The sequence below is a fragment of the Thioalkalivibrio sp. HK1 genome (genome assembly GCA_000583135.1).
Taxonomy (GTDB): Bacteria; Pseudomonadota; Gammaproteobacteria; order HK1; family HK1; genus HK1.
In genome coordinates this window covers 16474-34799 of sequence record JFBG01000011.1, presented here as the reverse complement: position 1 = coordinate 34799, position 18326 = coordinate 16474, and the positions used below count along the sequence as shown (strand labels likewise).

General features: G+C 56.5%; 18 protein-coding genes. 13 read left to right on the top strand and 5 right to left on the bottom strand.

The window, feature by feature from the left end; genetic code table 11:
* Nucleotides 1-65: 65 nt before the first annotated feature.
* The gene (locus BF99_RS0103645; protein WP_025769801.1) at nucleotides 66-1475 is read left to right on the top strand and encodes an aminotransferase; all 1410 of its coding nucleotides are present in this window, start codon (nucleotides 66-68) and stop codon (nucleotides 1473-1475) included.
* 33 nt (nucleotides 1476-1508) lie between these two features.
* Nucleotides 1509-2696 (top strand): aminotransferase class I/II-fold pyridoxal phosphate-dependent enzyme, encoded by a 1188-nt coding sequence (locus BF99_RS0103640; protein WP_025769800.1) that lies wholly within the window; start codon nucleotides 1509-1511, stop codon nucleotides 2694-2696.
* Between the two features lie 726 nt (nucleotides 2697-3422).
* Here BF99_RS0103640 and BF99_RS0103630 read toward each other — a convergent pair.
* Both BF99_RS0103630 and leuA read right to left on the bottom strand, forming a co-directional pair.
* Nucleotides 3423-3920: a thioesterase family protein gene (locus BF99_RS0103630; RefSeq protein ID WP_025769798.1), complete on the bottom strand. Its 498-nt coding sequence runs from the start codon at nucleotides 3918-3920 to the stop codon at nucleotides 3423-3425.
* Nucleotides 3921-4001: 81 nt separating this feature from the next.
* Nucleotides 4002-5678, bottom strand: coding sequence for a 2-isopropylmalate synthase (gene leuA / locus BF99_RS0103620; RefSeq protein ID WP_025769797.1), 1677 nt, complete (start codon nucleotides 5676-5678; stop codon nucleotides 4002-4004).
* Here leuA and BF99_RS0103610 point away from each other — a divergent pair.
* Entirely contained in the window at nucleotides 5582-6697 is a 1116-nt protein-coding gene (locus BF99_RS0103610) for an alanyl-tRNA editing protein (RefSeq protein ID WP_156013146.1), read from the top strand. The genes leuA and BF99_RS0103610 overlap by 97 nt on opposite strands.
* A 78-nt stretch (nucleotides 6698-6775) precedes the next feature.
* Here BF99_RS0103610 and BF99_RS0103605 read toward each other — a convergent pair whose 3' ends face one another.
* Nucleotides 6776-7237: a CoxG family protein gene (locus tag BF99_RS0103605; RefSeq protein ID WP_025769795.1), complete on the bottom strand. Its 462-nt coding sequence runs from the start codon at nucleotides 7235-7237 to the stop codon at nucleotides 6776-6778.
* Between the two features lie 188 nt (nucleotides 7238-7425).
* Between BF99_RS0103605 and pyk the strand changes: the two genes are divergently transcribed.
* A complete protein-coding gene (gene pyk, locus BF99_RS0103595) occupies nucleotides 7426-8859 on the top strand; it encodes a pyruvate kinase (protein ID WP_025769794.1) in 1434 nt (477 codons plus the stop codon).
* A gap of 72 nt (nucleotides 8860-8931) precedes the next feature.
* Here the strand turns inward: pyk and BF99_RS0103590 are convergent, their stop codons facing one another.
* Nucleotides 8932-9651: a HEPN domain-containing protein gene (locus BF99_RS0103590; RefSeq protein ID WP_025769793.1), complete on the bottom strand. Its 720-nt coding sequence runs from the start codon at nucleotides 9649-9651 to the stop codon at nucleotides 8932-8934.
* Nucleotides 9652-9735: 84 nt separating this feature from the next.
* Here BF99_RS0103590 and BF99_RS0103585 point away from each other — a divergent pair, with 84 nt between their 5' ends.
* Both BF99_RS0103585 and BF99_RS0103580 read left to right on the top strand, forming a co-directional pair.
* A complete protein-coding gene (locus tag BF99_RS0103585) occupies nucleotides 9736-10383 on the top strand; it encodes a queuosine precursor transporter (RefSeq protein ID WP_231471297.1) in 648 nt (215 codons plus the stop codon).
* 116 nt (nucleotides 10384-10499) lie between these two features.
* On the top strand, nucleotides 10500-11681 hold the full coding sequence (locus tag BF99_RS0103580) for an ammonium transporter (RefSeq protein ID WP_025769791.1): 1182 nt from the start codon (nucleotides 10500-10502) through the stop codon (nucleotides 11679-11681).
* A 274-nt stretch (nucleotides 11682-11955) separates the two neighbouring features.
* On the opposite strand, the gene BF99_RS0103575 is transcribed toward BF99_RS0103580, so the two are convergent.
* Nucleotides 11956-12276, bottom strand: coding sequence for a YciI family protein (locus BF99_RS0103575; protein ID WP_306699522.1), 321 nt, complete (start codon nucleotides 12274-12276; stop codon nucleotides 11956-11958).
* A gap of 165 nt (nucleotides 12277-12441) precedes the next feature.
* Between BF99_RS0103575 and BF99_RS0103570 the strand changes: the two genes are divergently transcribed.
* Genes BF99_RS0103570 through BF99_RS0103540 form a run of 7 tightly spaced genes read left to right on the top strand, consistent with a single transcriptional unit; the run spans nucleotide 12442 to nucleotide 18292 of the window.
* Nucleotides 12442-13326 (top strand): fumarylacetoacetate hydrolase family protein, encoded by an 885-nt coding sequence (locus BF99_RS0103570; RefSeq protein WP_025769789.1) that lies wholly within the window; start codon nucleotides 12442-12444, stop codon nucleotides 13324-13326.
* The gene (locus BF99_RS0103565; protein WP_025769788.1) at nucleotides 13323-13985 is read left to right on the top strand and encodes a malonic semialdehyde reductase; all 663 of its coding nucleotides are present in this window, start codon (nucleotides 13323-13325) and stop codon (nucleotides 13983-13985) included. The genes BF99_RS0103570 and BF99_RS0103565 overlap by 4 nt, the downstream gene beginning before the upstream one ends.
* Nucleotides 13986-13988: 3 nt before the next feature.
* Nucleotides 13989-14444 carry an OsmC family protein gene (locus tag BF99_RS0103560; RefSeq protein ID WP_025769787.1) on the top strand — a complete coding sequence of 152 codons (456 nt, stop codon included), beginning with the start codon at nucleotides 13989-13991 and terminating at the stop codon, nucleotides 14442-14444.
* 34 nt (nucleotides 14445-14478) lie between these two features.
* On the top strand, nucleotides 14479-15564 hold the full coding sequence (locus BF99_RS0103555) for a C4-dicarboxylate TRAP transporter substrate-binding protein (protein WP_156013145.1): 1086 nt from the start codon (nucleotides 14479-14481) through the stop codon (nucleotides 15562-15564).
* A gap of 9 nt (nucleotides 15565-15573) precedes the next feature.
* Nucleotides 15574-16083: a TRAP transporter small permease subunit gene (locus BF99_RS0103550; RefSeq protein ID WP_025769785.1), complete on the top strand. Its 510-nt coding sequence runs from the start codon at nucleotides 15574-15576 to the stop codon at nucleotides 16081-16083.
* A gap of 14 nt (nucleotides 16084-16097) precedes the next feature.
* Complete coding sequence (locus BF99_RS0103545; RefSeq protein ID WP_025769784.1) at nucleotides 16098-17405, top strand: TRAP transporter large permease; 1308 nt, start codon at nucleotides 16098-16100, stop codon at nucleotides 17403-17405.
* Nucleotides 17406-17419: 14 nt separating this feature from the next.
* On the top strand, nucleotides 17420-18292 hold the full coding sequence (locus BF99_RS0103540) for a dioxygenase family protein (RefSeq protein WP_025769783.1): 873 nt from the start codon (nucleotides 17420-17422) through the stop codon (nucleotides 18290-18292).
* Nucleotides 18293-18326: the final 34 nt, after the last annotated feature.

Below are 18326 nucleotides of genomic sequence, written 5' to 3'. Positions count from 1 at the left end.
TCGACGGCATCGCCGCCCCGACCGACAAAAACCTCGTCATCGAAACCAACCGAGAACCGAAGAAAATGAAAGTTCTGAGAAACCACGACCCCGATGGATTGCACCGAGCCGATCTCGATCACTGCATCCATCCTTGGACGGATTTTGCCGACTGGAAAGAAAACGGCTCGACGATCATGGTCCGGGGCGAAGGAGCCTTCGTCGAGGATGCCCAAGGCAATCGCTATATCGACGGCATGGGCGGATTATGGTTCGCAAATCTCGGTTATGGACGAAAGGAGCTGATCGACGCCGCCGCGGCCCAGTTGACCGCCTTGCCCCAATACTCCTATTTCACCAATATCGGCAACCCCCCGGCAACCGAACTCGCCGCCCGTTTGGCCGCTCTCGCTCCGGGCGATCTCAATCATGTTTTTTACAGCACCGGCGGCTCGGCGGCCAACGAAAGCGCGGTTCGTATCGCCCATTATTATTTCGACACCATCGGTCAATCATCGAGACGTTTGTTGATCTCGAGGCGCAACGCCTATCATGGCAGCACATTCTTGACCGCCGCCCTTTCGGGGAAGATGGACGAAAAGGCGGGATTTCATTTCCCGAAGGGATTGGTCCACCACATCTCGGAGGCGAACTGCTATCGGATGCCCGAAGGGATCCGAAGCGAATCCGAATATTGCGACTTTTTGGCGCAGGAGTTCGAAGAGAAGATCACCGAGCTCGGCGAGGAGAATATCGCTTGCTTCTTCGCCGAGCCGATCATGGGGGCCGGCGGAGTCCTGATGGCACCGACGGGCTATCACCGACGCATGAAGGGGATCTGCGAAAGGCATGGCATCCTCTATGTCTCCGACGAGGTGGTCACCGCCTTCGCCCGCTTGGGTCGCTTCTTCGCCAGCCGAGACTTGTTCGACGTACAGCCGGATATGATCGTCGCCGCCAAGGGGATCACATCGGGCTATATCCCGCTGGGGGTCACGCTGGTCTCGGATCGTATCTACGAGGGAATCTCAAGGCCAAGGGCCGATGGCGGTATTTTCTCGCACGGATTCACCTATTCCGGGCATGCGGTGGCGTGCGCCGTCGCCTTGGCCAATATCGAGGTGATGGAACGCGAGGATCTTTGCGCCAAGGTACAACAGACCGGCGACTACTTTTTGGAGCGCCTGAAAACCCTGAGCGATTTGCCGATCGTCGGCGACGTGCGAGGCAGTCATTTCATGCTCTGCGTCGAACTGGTGGAAGATCGATCGACGAAAAAACTCTTCCCCGATGAAATCGACGTGGGCAAGATGGTGGATCTGCACGCCCAAGAGCGGGGGTTGATCGTACGTCCGATTCGCAATCTATGCGTCCTTTCACCGGCCTTGATCCTCGATATGAAGGATATCGATCGAATCGTCTCCATCTTGCGCGAGTCGATCGAAGCCACCGTCTCGGATCTCTCGCAGATGACGGGCCACGATCTTCGAGCCTGACGAACCCCCATCCACGGAGCGAAATCACTCACCATGAACTCGCCTTTGCATGCCGATATCGCCTCCTTGCAACAAAATGGCATCACCCGCATCGCCGCCAAACGGATGGATGATCCGAAGGTGATTCCGCTTTGGTTCGGCGAGGGTGATATCGCCACCGACGAGAGGATCCGCAATGCCGCCAAGCGCGCCCTCGACGATGGCGATACCTTCTACGACTACCCCCAAGGCCGGCGGGATCTATGCCTCGCCATCAAGGGGTACCTCGATCGGCTTTACGGGATCGACATCGATCCGGTGCGGATCGTCGTGCCCGGCTCCACGATGCTCGGAATCACCATCGCCGCCCGGATGGGTGCAGGTCATGGCGATCATGCGCTGATCGTCAGCCCCAACTGGCCCAATATCGAGAACAGCTACCGGGCAACCGGGGCCGCCATCGACTTCGTGCGTCAACGTCACGGCCGCGATGGCTGGTTCCTTTCGATGAACGATCTACGCGCGGCATTGCGCCCGAACACCCGCTCGATCTTCGTCAACACCCCCTGCAATCCGACCGGATGGGTCATGCCCGCCGAGCAGCAGGCGGAGTTGCTCGAAATCTGCCGCGAGCGCAATATCCTGCTGATCGCCGACGAGGTCTACCACCGCAATATTTTCGACGATAGCGATGCCGCTCCGTCTTTCCTGCGCTTGACCCGCGCCGATGATCCGGTGGTGGTGGTCAGCGGCTTTTCCAAGGCTTGGGCAATGACCGGTTGGAGGATCGGCTGGGCGGTGGGTCCGGCCCATTTCGCCAAGGCATGGGCGGTTCTGTGCGAGTGCTATAACACCGGGGCCACGGTCTTCGTGCAGCAGGCGGCTATCAGCGCCCTCGAAGAGCAGGACGTTGTCGCGCGGCTACGGGCGCAATACACTCGCGGACGCGAGATCACCGAGGAGGTTTTGGGATCCTGTCGGCGGCTGGAATTCACGCCCCCGCAAGGTGCGTTCTACGCCTTCCCTCGCCTTCCCGGATTGCGATCGAGTTTCGCCTTGGCCGAGGGGATTTTGGACGAGGAGGATGTCGGTATCGCCCCCGGATATACCTTCGGCCCGGGCAACGAAGAATGCTTCCGGATCTGCTTTGCGATGAGCCACGACCGCCTGCGCAACGGACTGGAACGCGTGGTGCGCTATATCGAGCGCCACGCGGATTCGCTGACCGGCGGATCGATCTAACGATCCAAGTGTGGAACGGTACCAAGGACTTGCGTTTTCCGAATATCTCGAAGCCCTCCATCGCCCGACCCTCTATCATGACCGGGAAAACGCCATGGGGGAAAATGGGGATATCGAGATGAGATGTCAGCGATGGAGCGGACAAAGCAATGGCGCCCGGTATCGACGCCGATCGAGAGCGCTTGACTCAAAGTCTCGATCGACGACTTCGGGCGGTACAACGTCGATATTCGATCGATCATCGAGTTGTCGGCATGAAATTTCCAGCGCAAGCCACCCCCTGTGTAGCGTCGACAAACCAAAGGCTCCACCTAATTGATCGAATGAAAATCGCAAGGGCTGGAAGTCAAGATAAAGAGAGGGGGGTATCGATATCACTTGACGGATCGGCTGCAACCCATCGAGGCATCTATCTCGCATGGCGGATGATTTTTAGTTAACTTTCCAATTGATTTTTTAGTTATTACTCCATCTTTTTCTCTTTGTACGTTTCTATCATTCAAACATAATCGAAATGGCAAGAAAGGGTCAGATTACAATAAGAGCATCTCGATTGATAAAATAAAAAAAATCAGAACCCTATTCAATCAATAACATCATGATCGGCATAGGAATATACCCTATTCGACGGGATTTATACGGGGAAGTACCCATTCCAAAATAGAGGCATCATATCGCAGCTTTTTTTCGATTATCCCATAGCCGGCATCGCTCGCCTTTTCGCCATCATAGATCCCGGATCTTGCGACCCGCCTGTACCGGTCGATCGAGATTTATATGGGCGGCGGCGACCTCTTGCACTCTTGCCGATATCTCGGGCGGAAAAGGGCTCACCCGCACCGAACCCTCGTGTTGTATGACATGCAGCAACATCAGATCCATGGTCGCAGCGACCATGTTCTCATCGCTCGCCAAAAGGAATTGAAAAAGGCGCAAGCGCTTTTCATCCGCTCCCAAGATCAGGCTCTCGGTATGGATGCGCTGCCCCAAGAGCAGTTCTCTCTCCCACGTAAAATGGGCCTCGACGGAATAGAGTGTGCCGCCGGTCTTGGCGCGGTAATGCGCATCCATCCCCAAATAATCCTGCACCCGCCAAGTCGCATCGCTAAAGGCCACCGCATAATAACCGTCGTTCAGATGGCCATTGGCATCGATCCAAGCAGGCAGCACCTCGCCCTCCCAAAGGCGCAAGGGTGCATCGTGCGATTGCGCTTTCTTTGTCATTTCGATATGTTCGTCATTTTGATGGCAGTGCGTTGTTCATCGAATCCGGCGCGCCGGATACCGAAAAAGCCATCGATTCGTTCAGCGTCGGGCGAGATGGCGATTGACCGCACCCAAGATGGCCATCAAGGAGGCGATGGTGATATTCGGATCTCTGCCGACCCCGAACAGGGTCTTCCCCGCTTCGTCGGCAACCTCGACATAAGCGACGGCGGTGGCGTCCGCTCCTCTGCCCAAGGCATGCTCGTTATAGTCTCGCACCGATATCTTGATTCCGCAGCCGGATTCCAAGGCATCCACGAAAGCGGCGATGGGGCCATTGCCCCGCCCTTTGATCGTGATATCTTCGCCGTTGCGACGGATGACGGCATCGAGGCGACGCTGGCCCGGGGCATCCGGATCGGGCAAGGACCAGTGCTCGACCAAGGAAAAGGTGCCTTCGCCGAGCAGATATTCCTTTTCGAACAGTCTTCGGATCTCCTCGGAGTCGATCTCGCGTCCGCTTCGCTCGGTCGCTTGCTGCACCGTGCGGCTGAACTCGATCTGCAGACCGCGGGGGAGATCGAGGCCGTGATCCGCCTTCATCAGATAGGCCACGCCCCCTTTCCCCGACTGACTGTTGACGCGGATGATCGCCTCGTAGTCGCGCCCCACATCCTTGGGATCCAAGGGCAGGTAGGGCACCTCCCACTGACGGGAATTGCTGCGCTCGAGAGCCTGCATGCCCTTCTTGATCGCATCTTGGTGGGAGCCGGAAAAAGCGGTATAGACCAGCTCCCCCGCATAAGGGTGGCGAGGGTGAATCGGTAGCTGATTGCAGAATTCCGCAACTCCCTTGAGGCGATCGATATCGGAGAGATCGAGTTCGGGATCGATGCCCTGGGTAAAAAGGTTCATGGCGAGGTTGACGACATCGACATTGCCGGTACGCTCACCGTTGCCGAAGAGGGTTCCTTCCACCCGATCCGCGCCCGCCATGACCCCGAGTTCGGCCGCGGCCACTCCGGTGCCGCGATCGTTATGCGGATGAAGGCTGATGATGCACCGATCCCGATAACGAAAGTGGCGAATGAACCATTCGATCTGATCCGCATAGATATTGGGCGTCGCCATCTCGACCGTAGCCGGGAGGTTGATGATCGCCTTTCGGTCAAGGGTCGGCTCCCATACATCGCAGACCGCCTCGCAGATCTCGACCGCGAAATCGAGCTCGGTGCCGGTAAAACTCTCCGGCGAATATTGATAGACGATCTCCGATTCTTGCGCGCTTTGCGCCAATTCCCGAACGAGGCGCGCCCCGTTGACGGCGATCTCGACGATACCGGCTCGATCCGTTTCGAAAACCACCCGCCGCTGCAAGGTCGAGGTGGAGTTATAAAGATGCACGATCGCCCGCCGACAACCGGCGAGGCTTTCGTAGGTACGTCGGATCAACTCGTCCCGGGCTTGGGTCAGCACTTGGATGGTAACGTCAGGCGGAATACGATCCTCTTCGATCAGCAAGCGCACGAAATCGAAATCGGTTTTCGAGGCCGAAGGAAAGCCCACCTCGATCTCCTTGAAACCCATATCGACCAGCGCTTGGAACATGTGCATCTTGCGTCGACCGTCCATCGGATCGATCAACGCTTGGTTTCCATCGCGCAAGTCCACGCTGCACCATGAGGGAGCGCGGTCGATCCGGCGGGTGGGCCATTGTCGATCCGGCAGATCGACGGGGGCGAAGGCTCGGTATTTCTCGAAAGGCATCGGGTTCATGGTGGATCACGCATCGAGCGGTGATAGGGGGAGTGATTAGGAAGCGAAAAACGATTATCGAAGAAAGACGGATATCTTCATCGAAACGGATTCTTTTTCGAAGTGTACGATATCCCAAGATTCGGCAAGGTCTACGGATCCGGGCGATCGATGCCCCGAAGCGGATAGCAAGTTCGATCGGACCGATTTTCCTTGCAGTCATTCGAAGTCGATGCCCGGCAGGGCAACCCGACAGAACGAGTAATTCGAGCGCGAATACCGAGCAACGAGCCCTTCACCGTGAGGATTCCTTCATGAACCAAGTATCGGCCACCGAAGAAGTCTTTCGTCAGGACGCTTACGCCAAATCCTGCGATGCCCGTATCGTCGAGGTGGATGGCGCCGGAATCTATCTCGATCGCACCGTCTTTTACCCCACCGGCGGCGGACAACCCGGCGACATCGGCGAATTGATCCTGGAAAGCCGATCGCCCATCTCCATCGTCGATACCCGCAAGAGCGAAAGCGCCCGAGGAATCGTCCACTTGGCGCAAGAGCCGGTGGATCCGAGCCTTGTCGGTAGCAAGGTCAGTGCGTGCATCGACTGGGAGCGAAGGCATCGTCTGATGCGCATGCATACTTGCATGCATCTTCTTTGCTCGCTGATCCCAGCTCCGGTCACCGGGGGCTCGATCAGAGACGGTAGCGGTCGCCTCGACTTCGACCTCCCCGAGAGCACCCTCGACAAACAAGCGCTGAGCGATGCGTTGAACCGGCTCGTCACCGAAGGACATCGCGTTGCCCCGCGCTGGATCAGCGAAGAGGAACTCGATTCGAATCCCTCGCTGGTGCGCACGATGTCCGTGGCGCCTCCCAAGGGACAAGGGCAGGTGCGCCTTTTGGAGATCGAAGGGGTGGATCTCCAGCCCTGCGGCGGGACCCACGTGGCTTCCACCGCCGAAATCGGCAAGGTCCGGATATCGAAAATAGAAAAGAAAGGGCGGCAGAATCGGCGAGTCAATGTGGTTTTCGAGCCTTGATGGGGGTGGCTTCGGGGCTCGAGCCCCGGGACTTGGCCCCGAACCCAAGGCTTTCGCTTTTTCGCGCGACGATGGCGATTACCCTTGACCGGGCGACTCATCCTCCTCGAAAAGAGCGGCGAAACGGGAGAAGAAATCATCGGCGATCTTGCGCGCAGCCCCGGCGACCAAGCGAGAGCCGATTTGCGCGAGCTTGCCCCCGACCTGCAGCTCGGCACTGTATTTCAACAGCGTTCCTTCGCCGTCCTCCTCGAGCCTTACCACCGCCTGCCCCTTGCCGAAACCGGCCGGACCGCCTTTGCCTCGACCCGATATCGTGTACTTCGAAGGCGGATCGAGATCGGATAGATCGAGTTCGCAGGAGAACTTCGAGCGCACCGGGCCGATCTTGGCCTCGACCACCGCCGTGAATCGATCCGATGATTCACGCTCGATGGACTCGCAACCCGGAATGCTCCGAGCGAGCCGATCCGGATCGTTGAGGGCCTCCCAAACGCTCGGCCTCGATGCGGGTATCTTGAATTCGCCCGAAATGTCCATGCGAAGATTCTCCTTTTCAAAAGACCACTCGACCCGATGCGAGCCCTGCTTTTCGCCCCTGCCTTTCAATCGGCGGCGGTGCGGCTCGAAGGTGCATCCTTCGAAACGCCCTTTTCTCGCCGATCGGCGGGCATGAATCGAACAAGCGTCCGGCGGCGCATGCCGCAAACGACGATCGGAGACTAACGATGCGAAGACAACGCTTTGCCAAAATCATCGCCACCTTGGGTCCGGCCACCGCCGATGCGAAGATGATCCGGGCCTTGTTCATGGCCGGAGTCGATGTATTTCGGCTCAATTTCAGTCACGGCAGCCATGACGACCATCGCAAATCCTTCGAAACGATCCGCACCATGGAGGCCGAACTCGGGCGACCGATCGGGATTTTGGTCGACCTCCAAGGACCGAAACTTAGGATCGGGAAGTTCTCGCAAGGCCACGCCCTGCTCGAGGAGGGCGATCCCTTCAGACTCGATCTCGATCCTTCACCCGGCGACCGACGACGGGTATGCTTGCCGCATCCACAAGTCTTCGCCGCCTTGGCTCCCAAGGCCCATTTGCTGATCAACGATGGCCGGATCCGACTGGAGGTCGAACGATCCGGGAGCGACTTCGCCGAAACGCGGGTGCTGACCAAGGGCGAAATCTCGGATCATAAGGGAGTCAATCTCCCCGGGGCATTTCTCCCCCTCTCCCCTTTGACCGACAAGGATCGCGATGATCTCGATCTGGGGCTCGATCTCGGGGCGGATTGGATCGGCGCCTCGTTTATCCAACACCCGCAAGATCTGCTCGTGTTGCGCGAAGCGATCGGCGATCGTGCGGGGCTCATCACCAAATTCGAAAAACCGACCGCGGTGGACCGGCTGGAAGAAATCATCGATCTCTCGGATGCGATCATGGTCGCCCGCGGGGATCTGGGAGTGGAACTGCCGCCCGAGGATGTGCCGAGCATCTCGCGCCGAATCGTACGGGCGAGTCGCGATGCGGGCAAACCGGTGATCGTGGCCACCCAAATGCTGGAATCGATGATCGCAGCCCCGATCCCGACGCGCGCGGAGGCTTCCGATGTCGCCGGGGCGATCTACGACGGCGCCGACGCGGTGATGCTCTCGGGCGAAACCGCAACCGGGGACTATCCGATCGAAGCTGCGACCATGATGCATCGCATCATCTCCCGAGTCGAGCGAGATCCCTATTATCGGAAGATGATCGATATCTCCCCGGCGACCCCGGAGTCCACCACCGCGGATGCCATTTCCGATGCGATGCGGCGCATCGTCGATACCTTGAAGGTGAGCGTTGCCGTCACCTATACGAAATCGGGCTCTAGCAGTCTGCGCGCGGCGCGCGAGCGACCCGCCGCTCCCATTTTGAGCCTCACCCCCCACCGAAGAACGGCCCGCCGTCTGACGCTGGCTTGGGGCACCCATTCAGTCCTTAGCAAGGAGGTCGAAAGCGTCGAGGAGATGGTCAGCCAAGCCTGCGACATGGCGCTTTCGGACGGCTTCGCAAAGATCGGCGATCGGATCGTCATCATGGCCGGGATGCCCTTCGGGATCTCGGGAACCACCAATCTCATGCGCATCGCCCGTGTCAAGGCCCCCGACAACCCCGCATGATGCCCGAAAGAAAAGCAGGCAAGGAGAGATCTCGCTCGATGGCTTCCCCCGACAAAAACGAGCGGCAAGATGTCATTCCTCGATCGGGGGATAATGCGGACGATCCCCCCACTCGCCCTCGGGGTTGTCGATCATGATATCGATGAAGATCGGCACCAAAAACCCCAAGATCGCCACGCCATCATGCACCTGCTCGCGATTTTTGCTGCTGTTCCAAGTCGCCCCGCCGTGAATCAACTGATTGCGCAAGACATAAAGGCGACGAAATATCATTTGCAGGACAGTGGAGGTGTCAATATTGCCGATCGCGCGATGGAATATCTTGCGTTCCTTATCCATTTTCTCTTCCCAATCGCTGCAGTTTTCGCTCCCGTGCTTGTAATGCCAATAACGGGCGAAAACATAGCGATTATTCATCAATCGCCGAATCGATTCGGAAAATTTGCTCCAGATCGCATCGTAGATTCGCCGCCCTTTATCGTGCCTGATCAGCTCGTTGAAATATTTTTCCTGCACCTTTTTTTCGGGCGTATCGTTATCGACGTATTCCACATCGGCATAGACCGCATTGAAGGCGATCCAAAGAAAAACGAAGCGGGCATCCAAACCGTCCCCGAAGCGCAGATCCTTGTCGTTCGGCCCGTCTTTCGGCTCCGCCTCGGAGCGCCCCAACCATCTAAGCGATCGATGGAGGCGAAGGGCGATGCGGTGCGGAATATCGCTTTCGATCTCCTGGAACTTGGATCTCAGAGCCTTGGATTCATCGGCTGTCTCGGTCTCTTCGGTTATCATTGGCGCTTTGCTCTCCTTGTCATGATCTCAACTATCCGGCCTCGGCCGCAATAGCCCCACCCCACCCTTTTCGACTCCAAGCCGATGATCGTGTTGCAAAAAAAACGCATGCCTCCATCGATGATCGTCGCGATAGCGGCGATGGCCGCCGTGGTCGTCGCTTCGAATATTTTGGTACAATTCCTTTACGGTCAATGGCTGACATGGGGTGCTTTCACCTACCCCATCGCCTTTCTCATCACCGATTTGGTCAACCGATTTCACGGGACCGAGCAGGCTCGCCGCGTCGTTTTCGCAGGTTTTGCCACGGGCATCGTCTGCTCGTTCATCGGCACGCAGATTATCGGCGATTTCGGCCCATTGGTAACCTTTCGCATCGCCCTCGGATCGGGCACGGCCTTCTTGGTGGCCCATCTCATCGATATCAATATCTTCGATCGCCTGCGCACCGGGACATGGTGGCAAGCCCCTTTGATATCATCTTTGGTAGGATCGAGCATCGATACCGCGCTCTTTTTCAGCATCGCCTTCTCTCAATCCTTGCAAGCGCTGGATCCATCGGGCGATGTTGCTTGGGCAAACGAGATTTTGCCGCTTCTCGGCTTAGGTCCGATGGCCCCCCTATGGGTCTCGCTGGCGTTGGCCGACTGGTTCGTCAAAATCACACTGGCTCTGATCGCCTTGGCCCCTTTTCGCTTCGCCATACGCTCCCTACTACCCAAGACAATTTGAAATCGCCCTCGACACGACCGGGTGGCATCCATCATGCTCTTTATCCGTCGGCATTTTCGGCGGTTCGGTCCCGGATCCGGCGATGATTATGTTCCTTTAACCGGAGAATCCAATCAATGAACGGAGCAGATACCGCATGGATCATCGCGGCAACCGCCCTCGTGCTCTTCATGACCTTACCGGGACTTGCGCTCTTCTACGGTGGATTGGTGCGCGCCCGCAATGTACTGAGCGTCTTCATGCAGTGCTATACCATTGCCTGCCTGATGGGAATTCTCTGGCTCATTATCGGCTATTCCATCGCCTTCGGTGATGCGAGCGGGGGTTTTTGGGGGGGGCTGAACAAGGCCCTGCTTCTTCATCTGACCCCGGAGAACCTGATCGGCACCTTGCCCGAAATTCTTTTCTTCGCCTTCCAGATGACCTTCGCGATCATCACTCCGGTTTTGATCGTCGGCTCCTATGTCGAGCGCATCGGCTTCGGTTTCGCGATTCTTTTTTCCGGTCTTTGGATGCTGCTGGTCTACGCCCCGGTGGTGCACTGGATCTGGGGCGGGGGCTTTTTATCCGACGGAGGGATCTTCGGCGCGACGGGAGCCAGAGATTTTGCGGGCGGCATCGTGGTGCACCAAACCGCAGGCTTGGCCGCCTTGGTGATCGCGGCCTTTCTCGGGCCGCGCCAGCAGCAAGGCATTCCGCCCCATAGTCCGGGCTACGTCATGATGGGGGCATCGATGCTCTGGGTCGGGTGGTTCGGTTTCAACGGGGGCTCGGCGCTCGCTGCGGACGGAACCGCGGCCATGGCCATCACCGTGACTCATATCTCCGCCGCCGCCGGTTCGCTGACCTGGGCCCTTTGGGAGCAGATCCGCTTCGGTCGCGCCTCCTTGGTCGGTATCGTCACCGGTACGATTGCCGGGCTCGCTTCGATCACCCCGGCCTCGGGCTTCGTCGGACCCTTGGAGGCCTTGTTGATCGGCGGGATCGCCGGAATCATCTGCCAAGAAGCCGTCACCTTGGTTCGATATCGAGCGGGGATCGACGATACCCTGGATGTCTTTGCGGTGCATGGCTTGGGCGGAATATTCGGGACCCTCATGGTCGCGATCTTCGGAGGCGCCGGCTGGATCGCCCAGACGGGCTCGTTGTTGATCGTGGGGGTGTTCACCGTTGCAGTCACTTCGATTCTGGTCGTGATCTGCAAGGCGATCACCCCCTTGCGAGTCAGTCAGGAGATCGAAGCCGGAGGGCTCGATCTCTCCATCCACGGCGAACGCGCCTACGACATGAACTCGTAAGAGAGCGGGTATCGACCCGATCCGTCAAGGAAAAGGGGGGTCTCGAACGAAGACCCCCGAGAAAAAATCCAAGGCCAACTTTCGAGGGATTGCAACCGAAAACCAAACTCTCGTCGGGAATTGCCATCGTGAAGATACCGAGCGAGGGCCTTCGAGTTTTTCCTATTCGCAAAGAGCATGGTCTTTCGGATAACAAGCGATCAATCATGGAATCATGGCATACTCCGCTCAAAAAAAAGATCATGTCCCGACATCGCATCAAGACCCGAGGGAATTATGCAAAGTCCACGGACTGCGCCGATAGACCGACGCAAAGCGTCATCGAACCTTCGTTGATAAGCCAGCGGCGCATCACATAACTGCGCGCACCACTTCGATGCATCGGATCCGCATCGGCGATGATCTTGGCTTCCTCGAACGAGGCGGCGCGATAGATAATCAGGCCGATCCCTTGCATCCACTCCCCCGATATATCCGATATCGGGCCGGCGAGAAAAAGCGTCCCCAATGACTCCTGCTCGGCTTGATAAGCAAGATGCTCGGGTAACATCTCTTGCACCTTGGCCTCATCGCCCATAGGCGTCGAAAAAACCATGTAGAACTCATGGGCGAGCGCACCTCGCGATTTGGCCTTTGCTTTATACTCTTCCCAAGCGGGCATAGTCCGTTCTCCAATTCAAGAAATCGAAAATCACCATTTTACTTGAATCGATTCTTTATCTACCGTCAAAGATTCGACTCGGTCGACCAGGAGATTCGAATGCGTTTTCTCGTCGGGACTATCGGCAAGATACAAAGCGTCTTTGCCGTATACGATGATACGGCAACCAACCTCACCTCGGCTCTTCCGGAGATCGGGCAAGATCTTTCCGCTCTGGCCGCATCCGATGAGCTGCGGAAAAAAGCGGCGGAGATACATAGCAAGGATATCCACACCCTCGGCGATATCGTACCTGCGCTGCCTATCGGGACTCCTGGAAAATTTATCTGTCTTGGCCTTAACTATGTCGAGCATATCAAAGAGGGTGGTTACGATATCCCGGACTACCCGGCGCTCTTCATGCGAGGAAACAATTCGCTGATGGCCGCCGGAGCCCCGATGGTGCGTCCTTCTTGCTCGAATATGCTCGACTACGAAGCCGAGCTGCTGCTGATCATCGGCAAAAGGGGGCGTCATATCCCGAAGGCCGATGCGTTGAATCATGTCTTCGGCTATACGGTCTTCAATGATGGTTCGGTGCGCGACTATCAGCGCAAAACCCATCAATGGACGCCGGGAAAGAATTTCGACAGCACCGGCGCAATCGGTCCTTTCGTCGTCACCCCCGACGAATTGCCCGAAGGTGCCAAGGATCTGAATATCGAAAGTCGGGTCGGCGATGAAATTCTGCAATCATCAAATACTTCCAATATGATCTGGGACGTTGCCCGAACGATTGCGATCATCTCGGAATACTCCACCCTCGAACCAGGCGATCATATCGCCATGGGCACCCCTCCGGGGGTCGGGCATGCCAAGAAGCCCGAGCCACGTTGGTTGCGCCCGGGTGAAACCGTAGATATCGAGATCGAATCGATCGGTATCTGTTCCAGCCCGATCGTCAGCGAATCCTCGATCGCATCCAAGGTCGCGAACGAACGATGATCGACAACGGAAAGCCATCGGAGGATTCAAGGCTCCGGGCACAAAAATCGATACAGGCGCTTCGGGCTCGTAAAAGTCGACTGGACGATATCTCGATCGATCTGATCCTCCGCAATGCGCGATCGCATTACGCTTGGACGGACCGTCCGGTCAGCGACGAAATGCTGCGAACGATCTACGGCATCGCGATTCAAGGGCCGACCAGCATGAACACCTGCCCGGCGCGATTCGTCTTCGTCAAAAGCGAGGAGGGCAAGAATCGTCTGGCCAAGTCTTTGAAAGCGACGAATATCGACAAGATGCGCTCTGCGCCGGTAACCGCGATCGTCGCTTGGGATCCGCTATATTGGCAGCGTCTCGATTTTTTATTTCCCCACGAGGATAGAAAAGCGCTTTTCGATGGCAAGGAGGATTACGCCCATGATACCGCCTTTAGGAATTCGACCCTGCAAGGGGCTTATTTGATGATTGCGGCCCGGGCAATGGGGCTCGATGTCGGCGCCATGTCAGGCTTTTCCAACGCGGTCGTCGACGATGAATTCTTTTTTGAATCCGGGTGGAAATCGAATTTCCTTTGCAATTTGGGATACGCAGATGAAAAAGCGCTATTCCAAAAACTGCCACGTTTTGAATTCAACGACGCATGCGAGGTGATCTGAACCATGGCGATCAAAATGAAGAAGGTCGTGACCTACCGCACCACGGCGAAGGCCACTAGCCACTCCCGTACCGAGATCCCGATCCGGGACTTGATCACAGTGATCGACGAGCCGAAGGAGCGCGGAGGCACCAACGAAGGCATCACCCCTACAGAAACCGTGTTGGCGGCACTGATTGCCTGCACGAATGTCATCGGCCACAAAAACGCTCGACGTCTCGGAGTCGACTTGGGCGATATCACCATCGATGCGAGTTGCGAATTCGACCGTCGGGGGGTGTTGATGGAAGAAGAAATCGATCTTCCCTTTCCTGAAATCACACTGACGGTGAATTGCACCGGCTCAGCATCGGAGGCGGAGTTGAAAAAGGTCGGGGAAGAAACCGCCAAATATTGCGCGATCGCCAAACTATTCGAAGCAGCAGGAACGAATCTCGATGTGCAATGGCGAAAAACCTAAGCGACTTCGATACAATCAACCCGAGGAGATGACCATGAAAAACCACGCAATCCGAATGCTGCTTGGAGCGATTTTGGTCGCCATGACGAGCGCATCGAGTTTCGCTACGGAAACCATCAAGGCCGTGGTGATCGACGGCTATCCCGCGCGAGCTCTGTGGGTAAAGGAATTCACGAATTTCTTCATCCCTGAGATCGATAAACGACTGGCGATGTCCGGTAACTATAAAATGGACTGGCAAGAAAGCTATGGAGGGACGATCGTAAAGCCCAAAGGAGTGCTCGAAGGCATCAAATTAGGCCTTGGAGATATCGGGATCGTGACCACGATTTTCCATAGTTCCAAACTGCCCAGCCAAGCGATCGCGGCGGCGACTCCTTTCGTCGCCGACGATGCGCGTGCCGTCGCGAAAGCCGTTGACGAGATCGCAAAGGAATTCCCGACCATGCAGGCCGAATTCGAAAAACAGAATCAGGTCTATCTCGCAACGGGCGTTGTTCTGGATACTTATCAATTGTTTTCGCGTAACCCGGTGAATGCGCTTGTGGATATCGAGGGAAGCAAGGTGGCGGGGGCGGGCATGAATCTGCGCTATCTCGAGGGAATCAAAGGTGCTGCCGGTGTCCGTGGCGGTCTGACCGATTTTTATAATATGGTGCAAACCGGTCTTGTGGATCATGCGATGCTTTGGCCCGAAGCCGCCAAAACTTTCAAGATCGCCGAAGTGGCGCCCTATATGCTGCGCGCCAATATAGGAGCGGTGAACTCCAAGACAATCACCGTGAACAAAGGGTATTGGGAGAGGCTACCCGACGAGGTGAAAAAGGCGCTGCAAGAAGTTGCCTTGGCCTATCGAGATCACGTCGCGGGCATCGCCATGGATCGTGCGAAAGCCAGCCGTGATGCCTACATCGCCGCCGGCGGCACCATCGTTGACATGGACCCTGCGGAGCGCACGGCTTGGGCCAACGCCATGCCGAATATCGCCGCCGAATGGGCCAAAAAACTTGACGATGCCGGTCAGCCGGGGACCCCGATGCTTAATGCCTATATGGCGAAGCTACGCAATGCGGGTTTCGAGCCCGTTAGGGACTGGGCAGCTGAGAATGCGGCGAATTGAACCCTTCCCATGATCGACAAATTCATAAAAGGCATCGGCGGCATTGCCCAAGCGGCCAATGCCGCCGGTACTTTTGTCGTGATCATACTAATCGCGATCGTCGGTTACGACATCATCGCGCGAGGGTTTTTCAACAAGCCATTTCTCGGGGCGGTGGAGGTTGTACAGTTCGCCATGGTTCTGATCGTATTTTTGCAACTACCAGATGTAATCCGAGTAGGTCGACTGACTCGATCCGAGGGATTTTTGGGGCTGATTCATCGAAACAAACCCCAATGGGGTAGGAATTTGAGCCGATGCATCGATCTTGTCGGCGGACTTTTTATGGTGCTGGTGGCCATCGCTATTTGGCCGGAGTTCTTGGATATGTGGGAAAGCCAAGATTTCTTCGGCGTACCCGGGGTCTTCACCGCACCTTGGTGGCCCGTCAAATTGGTGATTTTTCTAAGCACCGGCCTTTGTGCCACGCTCTTCGCCCTGCATATCTTCAAACCCCGAGGTCAAAATGCCGCCTCGTAACCATAAGATAGCTCATGACCCCCGTTGAAATCGGCATATCCTCGATCATTGCGATCATCTTTTTGATCTATCTAGGCGTTCATATCCCTATCGCTCTTGGGCTGATCAGCTTCGTTGCCATCTGGATTATGCGCGACAGCGCGGATCTATCGTTTGCCCTTCTCAAAATAGCCATCGGTGACAGCGCGATGGAATACACCTTCGCCACCATTCCACTCTTCACACTCATGGGGCTTATCGTCTCGAAAGCCGGGCTAGGCGCTGATATCTATGCAGTGATGAATCAATGCTACCGGCGTGTTTCCGGTGGAATCGGTATGGCCACCGTGGGGGCGAACGCCGTTTTTTCCGCCGTGACCGGATCATCGATCGCTTCGGCTTCGGTTTTCTCGAAGATGTCGGTGCCCGAGATGCTGCGCCACGATTACAACCCGCGCTTTGCCGTCGGGGTCGTAGCCGGATCCTCCGTGCTCGGCATGATCATCCCGCCTTCGGCGATGCTGATCATCTACTCGTTCGTCGCTGAACAATCGGTAGGAGAGATGTTCCTCGCCGGGATCGTACCGGGATTATTGCTGGCACTCGCTTATATCGTCGCCATTTGGTTGATGGGGCGTTTCACACCGGGATTCATCGGCGGAACGAATATCGAAAGCCGTGATTTGATGTCTTGGTCCGAAATCGCAAAGAAAACACTCCCCATCGTCGCTCTGATCCTCGTTGTGCTCGGCTGTATCTACACCGGGTGGACCACCCCGGTCGAAGCCGGCGCTGCCGGATCTCTTCTAGGTATCGTCATCGCGGCACTGCGCGGTCGTATCAATTTGCGAAGCCTGTGGGAGATCGTCATCGAGACCGGTCATATCACGGCCGCAATCCTATTTCTGATCACCGCCGCCTCGATGTATGCGCGCATGTTGGGTATCGCCGGACTTCCGAACGAGTTGCAAAATATTCTCGTCTCATATCAATTCGACTTCTTCCGGATCATGCTCATCTTCGTCGTCTTGATGCTGTTCCTTGGAACAATCCTCGATACGGCCTCGATTATTCTGATCGTCGTGCCGCTATTCCTGCCCTTGATCGATAGCATGGGTTTGAGTCTTGTGTGGTTCGGCATCGTAGCCGTTGTCGCGGCGGAAATCGGGCTGCTTACACCACCTTTGGGTCTTAGTTGCTTCGTCATCAAGGCGACCCTCGATGACGATCGGATCAAACTCAAAGATGTATTCTTGGGTGCATTGCCCTTCGCTTTCGTGATGCTCCTCGTTCTGATTCTCCTGATTCGCTTTCCATCACTCAGTCTGGCCATTTTGAATTGAGGGAAGGGTTCATCATGCGCAATATCGACGAAGACAATATCACCGATACTTTCATGGGCTACATGGGATCCGATATGGATCCCCGTCTAAGGGTAGTCTTGGGGTGCTTGGTCAAGCACTTACATCGCTTTGCGACGGAAGTGAACTTGACTCATGAAGAGTGGAATAAGGGCATCGAGTTTTTGGAAAAAGCGGGCCGGATTTCGAATGCGCAGCGGCATGAATTCGTACTTTTATCCGATGTTCTGGGTCTGTCGTCTTTGGTCGATATGCTGCATTCAAGCCCGCAAGGCACGTCTTCATCGGTGCTCGGCCCCTTCCATATCCCCGATTCGCCGCCGCTACCCCTAGGCGGCGATCTGCGCAAAGATTTTCCGGATCCGATCTTGCTGGTCAAGGGGACGATCAAAGACCCGCAAGGCAACCCGATCCCCGATGCCACTTTGGATATTTGGCAAACCGCACCCAACGGACTTTATTCCAGCCAAGATCCGGATCAGGAAACCTATTCCTTCCACGGGATCCAAAGCGTCGGCGACGATGGTCGCTATGCCTTCACCACCTTGCGCCCGGTCGAATATACGGTGCCTACCGATGGGCCGGTCGGCGATATCCTGCGCGCCTGCGGGCGCCATCCATGGAGACCGGCGCATTTGCACTTCATCGTCAAGGCCGATGGCTATAAAACGCTGGTGACGGAGATATTCTCGGCCGACGATCCCTATCTCGATCAGGATACGGTCTTCGGCGTCCGCGAAGACCTTATCATGCGATATCAAAAGATGCAGGCAAGCAGCTTTCCCGATGAGGGCTACGATCTATCCGGCAAGGTCGACGAGCCATATTGGAAGGTCGTATTCGATCTGACCTTGGTCCCGATCGATTGATTTGACAGCGATGGGCTTTTTTTCGAAAAGGACC